This is a genomic window from Microbacterium sp. ISL-103, assembly GCF_018613995.1.
In the GTDB taxonomy this organism is placed as follows: Bacteria; Actinomycetota; Actinomycetes; order Actinomycetales; family Microbacteriaceae; genus Microbacterium.
In genome coordinates, this window is sequence record NZ_JAGGPD010000054.1 from 1 (window position 1) to 7,297 (window position 7,297).

Annotated in this window: 8 protein-coding genes and 1 pseudogene; 3 read left to right on the forward strand and 6 right to left on the reverse strand. The window is 67.4% G+C overall.

The genetic code is table 11. From position 1 onward, the window contains the following. The coding region (locus J7E68_RS02570; RefSeq protein WP_215169579.1) for a hypothetical protein at positions 1-277 on the reverse strand (277 nt) is incomplete at its 3' end. A gap of 369 nt (positions 278-646) precedes the next feature. Then, positions 647-2,149 carry a SulP family inorganic anion transporter gene (locus J7E68_RS02575; protein ID WP_215169581.1) on the reverse strand — a complete coding sequence of 501 codons (1,503 nt, stop codon included), beginning with the start codon at positions 2,147-2,149 and terminating at the stop codon, positions 647-649. A 323-nt stretch (positions 2,150-2,472) separates the two neighbouring features. Here J7E68_RS02575 and J7E68_RS02580 point away from each other — a divergent pair, with 323 nt between their 5' ends. Genes J7E68_RS02580 through panB form a run of 3 tightly spaced genes read left to right on the forward strand, consistent with a single transcriptional unit; the run spans position 2,473 to position 4,903 of the window. Further along, positions 2,473-3,198: a Rossmann-like and DUF2520 domain-containing protein gene (locus tag J7E68_RS02580; protein ID WP_215169583.1), complete on the forward strand. Its 726-nt coding sequence runs from the start codon at positions 2,473-2,475 to the stop codon at positions 3,196-3,198. Then, entirely contained in the window at positions 3,195-4,037 is an 843-nt protein-coding gene (panC, locus tag J7E68_RS02585) for a pantoate--beta-alanine ligase (RefSeq protein ID WP_215169586.1), read from the forward strand. The genes J7E68_RS02580 and panC overlap by 4 nt, the downstream gene beginning before the upstream one ends. Next, entirely contained in the window at positions 4,034-4,903 is an 870-nt protein-coding gene (gene panB / locus J7E68_RS02590; RefSeq protein ID WP_215169588.1) for a 3-methyl-2-oxobutanoate hydroxymethyltransferase, read from the forward strand. The genes panC and panB overlap by 4 nt, the downstream gene beginning before the upstream one ends. A gap of 204 nt (positions 4,904-5,107) precedes the next feature. Here the strand turns inward: panB and J7E68_RS02595 are convergent, their stop codons facing one another. The 4 genes and pseudogenes from J7E68_RS02595 to J7E68_RS20255 all read right to left on the reverse strand — a co-directional run. Further along, positions 5,108-5,311 (reverse strand): helix-turn-helix transcriptional regulator, encoded by a 204-nt coding sequence (locus tag J7E68_RS02595; RefSeq protein ID WP_215169590.1) that lies wholly within the window; start codon positions 5,309-5,311, stop codon positions 5,108-5,110. Beyond that, entirely contained in the window at positions 5,311-5,799 is a 489-nt protein-coding gene (locus tag J7E68_RS02600) for a DUF2975 domain-containing protein (RefSeq protein WP_215169592.1), read from the reverse strand. The genes J7E68_RS02595 and J7E68_RS02600 overlap by 1 nt, the downstream gene beginning before the upstream one ends. 377 nt (positions 5,800-6,176) lie before the next feature. Then, positions 6,177-7,055, reverse strand: a complete 879-nt coding sequence (locus J7E68_RS02605) for an MFS transporter (protein WP_311416121.1) — start codon at positions 7,053-7,055, stop codon at positions 6,177-6,179. A gap of 85 nt (positions 7,056-7,140) precedes the next feature. Then, positions 7,141-7,296: pseudogene (locus J7E68_RS20255) on the reverse strand (MFS transporter); the annotation flags it as partial. Position 7,297 lies beyond the last annotated feature (1 nt).

Here is a 7,297-nt window from a genome sequence, read left to right on the forward strand (position 1 = left end):
TCACGGACGTCGTGTATGCGGTCTTCGGGACGATTGAGATCTCGGCGGCTCCGGCGCTGTTGAGGTGGGGATCGTCGGCGCAGATCGCCACGACGATCCACTCTGTTGGATCCGACGTCGACAGGTTGAAGGACGCAGGCTCCCCTACGCGCGGAGACGAGTCCTGGATCATGAACTCCGTGTCCGAGGCGGCTCTTTCGTTCACCCAGCTGAGGGTCTTTCCCACGGCCTCACCGATCTCCACGGCGGATGCTCCCGAGCAGGCGGTTGCCGTCACCGCGAGAGTCATGGTGACGGCAACGGCAACTGAGACTCGGGCTACAGGCCGCACGAGATCGCTGAGCGGTAAGGGTTGTAAGCGGTCAGCGTTTGGCCTCGTGTTCTTGGCTATCGAGAGGCGAAGTCGAAGGGCTTCGCCGCGATTCTCTTGATCGCATTAGATACACATATGAGGACATAAGCAATATATATGAGGGCAGGTGCGTGAGCGCCGACTCAACACCGTCGGGAACGCGGATGAGGCCCGCCTCGCGTCCTCGTCGTTCTCGCGTCAGTTCGAACCTCGCGTGTGCGCGGGACGAGATCGGCATCCTTGTGGTCGCAGCGAGCTGATGGTGTTGGACGGCGATCTACCCGCGTAGATCGCTCACTCGAACCCGCCGCTCAACCGCCCGCGCATCCGCTGACTGCTCTCGTTCATCCCGATGATCTCGACCGTCTTGCCGAGGGCCGCGTACTTCGTCTCGATCGCATCCAGCGCGGCGACGGTCGACGCATCCCAGATGTGCGATCCGGCGAGGTCGATGACCACGTGCTGCGGATCCTCCGGGTACGAGAACAAGGTCGTCAGGTCGTTGCTCGACGCGAAGAACAGCTCCCCGTTCACGACATACGTCACGGAATCCCCGGCAGCAGAAACAGTCCGAGACACCGACACGAAGTGCGCGACCCTGCGCACGAACAGCACCGATGCGACGAGCACTCCGCCGACCACGCCGACCGCGAGGTTGTGCGTGATGAGCACCAGAACCACGGTCGCGACCATCACGAACGTCTCGCTCTTCGGCATCCGCTTCAGGGTCGACGGCTTGACGCTGTGCCAGTCGAAGGCTCCGATCGCGACCATGATCATCACCGCGACCAGGGCCGCCATGGGGATCGTGCTGACGAAATCGCCGAACACGACGACCAGCAGGAACAGGAAGAGCCCGGCGCAGAATGTCGAGATGCGCGTGCGGGCGCCCGAGGCCTTGACGCCGATCATCGTCTGGCCGATAACGGCGCATCCGCCCATTCCCCCGAAGGTCCCCGAGAGGATGTTCGCGACCCCCTGAGCCCACGACTCCCGCGTCTTGTTCGAGTGCGTGTCGGTGATCTCGTCGACGAGCTTCGCGGTGAGCAGCGACTCCATGAGCCCGACCAGTGCGACCCCGAGCGCGAACGGAGCGATGATCGTGAACGTCTCCCAGGTCAGAGGAACGTTCGGGATGAACAGCTCGGGCAGGCTCTTGGGCAGCTCGCCCTGGTCGCCGACGGTCGGCACGGTGATCGCGAACGTCAGCACCACAGCCGTCACGATGACCACCGACACGAGCGGCGCCGGCACGACCTTGGTGATCTTCGGCATCACGATCATCACGACGATTCCCAGCGCGACCAACGGATACACGAGCCACGGCGCATCGATCAGCTGCGGGAACTGCGAGCTGAACACGAAGATCGCCAGCGCGTTCACGAACCCGACCATGACGCTGCGCGGGATGAAGCGCATCAGCTTCGCCACGCCCAGCACCCCGAGGATCACCTGGAAGATGCCCGCGAGGATCACCGTCGCGATGAAGTAGTCCATCCCGTAGGTCGGCGCGACCGGTGCGATCACGAGCGCGACGGCTCCGGTCGCCGCGGTCACCATGGCCGGGCGCCCGCCGAGGAACGCGATCGACACCGCCATGATGAACGATGAGAACAGGCCCACCTTCGGATCCACGCCCGCGATCACCGAGAACGCGATCGCCTCGGGGATCAGCGCGAGCCCCACGACGAGACCGGCGAGCACCTCGCGCGTCAGCATGCGCGGGCTCTTCAGCGCTTCGAGCACCGTGGGATTCGCCCGATAACGGGCACGATCGTCGACCGCAGTTGCAGACATGGGGATGCTCCAGAGAAGGTGCCCGGGGGTGGGGCAGAACAGTTAAGGGTACGGCGGATGCTGTCGCACATCGTCCTTCCGAATCTGACGACCCCTGTTCGGTGTCGGTCGAGCGTCTCGTCTCGGGCAGCGTCGCGAGCCTCGGTCGACGATCAGCGCTGGGATGCGTCGGAGCAATATGCATATCTGGAATTGCCGTCAAGTCGCAGAAACGCAACCGTTTGCGCCCATGGTCTGGTCTCTCTGCTCCCAGATTTTGCGCGCACCCCGGTTCGGGCGGATACTCATCCCATCCGCGCCGCCCTCTCGGCCGGGGAATCGACATGCACAGCACCCTCGCTCTCACCCCTGAAACGACCATCGCCATCGTCGGCGCCGGCTGTCTCGGCGGCGTACTCGCACGGGCCCTGCGTGCAGCGGGCTTCCTCGTCGTCGGGCCCCTGCGCCGCGAAGACCGAGTTCCGGATGCCGACATCGCACTGCTCTGCGTTCCGGACTCCGCGATCGCGGCGGTGGCGTTCGCCGTGCGACCGCATGCGCGGCTCGTCGCCCACGTCTCGGGTGCGACGCCGCTCACCGATGTCGACTTCAGCCTCCACCCGCTGCAGACCTTCACCGGCGCCGAGTCGCCCGAGATCTTCCACGGCATCGGCGTGGCTATCGACGGCCGCACCCCCGAGGCGCTCGAGGTGGCCGAGCAGCTCGCGGGAGCGCTGGGCGCGAACCCGTTCCGCGTCGACGATGCCCACCGCGCGGAGTATCACGCCGCCGCATCCTTCGCCTCGAACTTCGTGCTCACCGTGCTCGACGCCGCCGAACACCTCGCGATGGATGCCGGAGTCGACCGCGCCCACCTCGCACCGCTCGTGCGCCAGACGGTCGACAACTGGGTGGCGTCCGGTGCAGCATCCGCTCTCACCGGGCCGATCGCACGCGGCGACGAAGCGACCGTGGCGCGGCAGCGCGCAGCATCCGCCGACTACCGAGACCTCTTCGACGCACTCGCCACCGCCACCCGCGCGGTCGCCGACAGAAAGCCCCGGTCATGAGAATCCTCCGCACGATCGCCGAGGTGCGAGCCGCGGTCCGCGAAGCCAAGGCGGAGGGCCGATCCGTCGGGCTCGTCCCCACAATGGGCGCCTTCCACGACGGCCACCTCTCGCTCATGCGCGCGGCGCGCGAGCAGAACGACCTCGTCGTCGTCTCGCTCTTCGTCAATCCGACCCAGTTCGCCGCGAACGAAGACCTCAGCACCTATCCGCGCGATGAGGCCCGCGACGCCGCGCTCGCCGAGGCGGCCGGCGTCGACATCCTCTTCGCACCCGAGCCCGCCGAGATCTACCCCGACGGGTTCGCCACGAACATCCACGTCGCCGGCATCACCGAGGTGCTCGACGGCGCGAGCCGCGGGCCCCACCACTTCGACGGCGTCGCCACCGTCGTCACCAAGCTCTTCGGCATCGTGCAGCCCGATGTCGCCTACTTCGGGCAGAAGGATGCGCAGCAGGTGCTCGTCGTCCGACGGGTCGTGCGCGACCTGAACCTCGACGTGCGCATCGAAGCCTGCCCCATCGTGCGCGAACCGGATGGGCTCGCCATGAGCTCGCGCAATGTCTACCTCGACGCGGATGCTCGTGCCCAGGCGACCGCGCTCAACCGCGCCCTCGACGCCGCCGTCGCGGCGCACGAATCGGGGGAGAGCGTCCTGTCTGCAGCTCAAGCTGTTCTCGACGAGGCGAGGATCGCCGCCGAGTATCTGGAACTCCGGGATGCCGAGACTCTGCAGCCCGTTGCTCACGTCGACCGCGACGCCCTGCTGCTCGTCGCCGCCCGTGTCGGCGCCGCCCGACTGATCGACAACCGCCTGCTGAGAGGGTCCACGCCATGAGCGCCCATGCTGCCCCGACGAAGCGCCTGACCCTGCGCGATCTGGCTGTCAAGAAGGATTCCGGCGAGCCGATCGTCATGGTCACGGCCTACGACTTCCCGAGTGCGCAGATCGTCGAGGAGGCCGGCGTCGACATGGTGCTCGTCGGCGACTCGGCCGCGATGACCGTGCTCGGCTACGACAGCACCGTGCCCGTCACGATCGACGAGATGCTCATGCTCACGAAGGCCGTGCGACGCGGACTCACGAAGCCTCTGCTCGTGGGCGACCTGCCCTTCGGATCGTACGAGGCGTCAGACGCGCTCGCCCTCGCGACCGCGCAGCGCTTCATCAAAGAGGCGGGCGTCGACCTGATCAAGATCGAACGAGGCGGCACGACGGTCGACCGTGCTCGGGCGCTCGTGAATGCCGGCATCCCGGTGGTGGGGCATGTCGGGCTGACCCCGCAGACGGCGACCTCGCTCGGGGGATATCGCGCCCAGGGACGCACCGCCGACGCTGCACTCGCCGTGATCGACGATGCTCTCGCGCTGCAGGATGCCGGAGTCTCGCTGCTCGTCATCGAGGCCGTGCCGTCAGAGGTCACCGCGGCGCTCGCGCCCCTGCTGCGCATTCCGCTGATCGGCATCGGAGCCGGATCGGATGCCGACGGCCAGGTGCTCGTCTTCCACGACCTGCTCGGCATCTACGCCGGCGGCGCCGCCAAGTTCGTCAAGCGCTATGCCGATGTGCGGGGCGTCTCGGTCACCGGGGTGCAGGCGTATGCCGATGAGGTGCGGAGTGGGGCGTATCCCGCGCCCGAGCACGGCTACAGAATGCCCGAAGGCGAGGCCGCGCGGTTGCAGGAGCTGCTCGCGGGGCGGTAGGTCGCGACATCCGCATCCGCCCCGCATCCGCCTCCGCCTTCATCCGCCGCATCCGCCCCCGCCCCCGTATCCGCCCCCGCCTCCGCCTCATCGTGTGCGCTAGCGAAGGAGAAATGCGCTTCCGAAGGAGAGAATCGCGGAATCTGGCCTTCGGAAGCGCAGATCTCCTTCGCAGTGTGCGCGGCAGGCTGCGCGACTCGCCCCTCACGCCTCCCAGCGAAGGATGTCGCCGGGCTGACACTCCAGGACTTCGCAGAGGGCGTCCAGGGTCGAGAACCGCACGGCCTTCGCCCGCCCGTTCTTCAGCACCGCCAGGTTGGTCGGTGTGATGCCGATGCGGTCGGCCAGCTCGCCGACGCCCATCTTGCGTCGCGCCATCATGACGTCGATGTCGACGACGACGGGCATCAGATCACCTCGTTGTCGAGCTCAGACCGCAGCGCCTGCGCTTCGACGTCGCGATCGATCGCCTGGCGCAGCAGCGCCTTCATCACCACGACGAGCAGCGCGATGCCGGCGAGCACGACTCCCGCTCCACCGGTGAGTGCGACCAGACCCGGAGCGGCGGGTCCGGGCGCGAGCAGTGCAGCGAGGATCCAGGTGAGTGCCGCAGCAACGAGGATCGCCCCGACGATCACATCGATGTATCGGAACGATGAGGTCGAGAAGATCGATCCGCGCCGCACCTTGGTCAGCAGCATCCAGACGCAGACGCCGAAGACCTGCAGCGTGACCACGCCGAGAACCACGATCGACACCAGCGCGATGCGTCCCCAGAGCTCTTGCGCACCGAGGTCGATCCACAGCAGCGGCACGATGAGCGCCTGCACGGCCACGGATCCGATCAGCGCCACCGCGATCACCACCTGCAGAACCAGGATCGTCGACTTCGCCATGACTCCGCCTCTCGTCGAATAACAGTAGGAATCTATCGTTAATCGTTCGATAGGGCAAGGTGGATGCGCGGGCTGCGCGCGTTCGGAAGGAGAACTCTCGCAACGAAGGAGGCTTTGCCGGCATCCGTCCTTCGGAGCGTGAGATCTCCTTCGCTGCCGGCGTGGAAACCGGTGCTTGGCATCCCGAGCGGGCAGTCCCGACGTGCGTGTGTGATCGCGACGTGCGCGTGCGATCCCGGCGTGCGCGTGCACCTGCGAAGGTGAAATGCGCCTGGCAAGGCCGGATTCCAGGAATTCGGCCTGGGGAGGTGCACTTCACCTTGCGAAGGGCGCCACACGGCGCGCCACAGAGAAGAGGGCGCGAGGCGGCCGCGACCCTATTCCGCCCGGCGAACCCGCAGCACCAGTGCGACCAGCGCGAGCGCGATGACGACGATCCCGTATCCGACGCACACGACTCCGAGCCCGAACACCCCGACCAGAGTGCCGGCGACGACGGCGGGCACCCCGAACGCGAGGTAGGCGAGCAGGTAGATCACGGCGAAGGTGTCGGCACGATCGGTGGCGGGAATGCGCGGGGCGAGCGAGGCGACCACTCCCGAGAAGGCGGTGCCGAAGCCCATGCCTGTGACCGCGGTCGCCGCGAGGTAGAAGGGGAGCGATGCGGCAGAGAGCGCCCAGAGCGACAGGGCCGTGCCCGCTGCGAGCGCCGCAGTGCCGAAGATCACCGAGGTGCGCGGCCGCCGGTTGCGGAAGGCGAACGCGGTGATCGCGCCGACCCCTGAGAGCATCGCGACCGCGAGGCCCTGCCAGACGTGCGCTTCGCCGCCGAGCTCGGTGCGCACGATGTTGGCGCCGAGTGAGAGGAAGAGTCCGCCGGTCGCCCACCCGGCGATGATCGCGGGTGCGCCGCGCCAGAAGTCCGAGCGGATGCCGGCCGGCACCGACAACCGGAAGCTCAGCGACCCCCAGGCTCCGGGTCGCAGCGGGGCGGTCTCGGGTGCGAGGAAGAAGAGCGCGGCGAGCACGAGGTAGATGACGGTGAGTGGCGCGAACACGTCGAGCAGCGGCTGACCGGTGACGTCGAGCGCGATGCCCGAGATGAGCGCTCCGAGGGCGAGGCCGATGCCGGGGCTGAGTGCGTTCCAGAGGGCGGCGACTCTCGAGCGTCCTCCGGGTGCGAGGTCGAGCGCGGCCGCCGACAGTGCGGCGATCAGCACGCCACTCGCGGCGCCCTGCAGGATTCGCGCGAGCACGAGGGTGGTGACCGTATCGGCATGCCAAGAACAGGAACAGGCTGACGGCGAGCAGCAGCAGTCCGCCGATCGCGACCGGGCGACGTCCGATGTGGTCGGAGAGCGAGCCCGCCGACAGGAGTGCCAGCAGCAGCGCGATCGCGTAGACCGCGAACACCGCGCTGATGACGATCGCGTCGAATCCGATCTCCGCGGCGAGCACCGGGTAGAACGGCGACGGTGCGCCCGCGCCCATCATCATC

Coding starts and splice junctions, on each gene's coding strand:
- J7E68_RS02580 (WP_215169583.1), top strand. CDS start 2,473: ATGCACAGCACCCTCGCTCTCACCCCTGAAACGACCATCGCCATCGTC.
- J7E68_RS02600 (WP_215169592.1), bottom strand. CDS start 5,799: ATGGCGAAGTCGACGATCCTGGTTCTGCAGGTGGTGATCGCGGTGGCG.
- panC (WP_215169586.1), top strand. CDS start 3,195: ATGAGAATCCTCCGCACGATCGCCGAGGTGCGAGCCGCGGTCCGCGAA.
- J7E68_RS02595 (WP_215169590.1), bottom strand. CDS start 5,311: ATGCCCGTCGTCGTCGACATCGACGTCATGATGGCGCGACGCAAGATG.
- panB (WP_215169588.1), top strand. CDS start 4,034: ATGAGCGCCCATGCTGCCCCGACGAAGCGCCTGACCCTGCGCGATCTG.
- J7E68_RS02575 (WP_215169581.1), bottom strand. CDS start 2,149: ATGTCTGCAACTGCGGTCGACGATCGTGCCCGTTATCGGGCGAATCCC.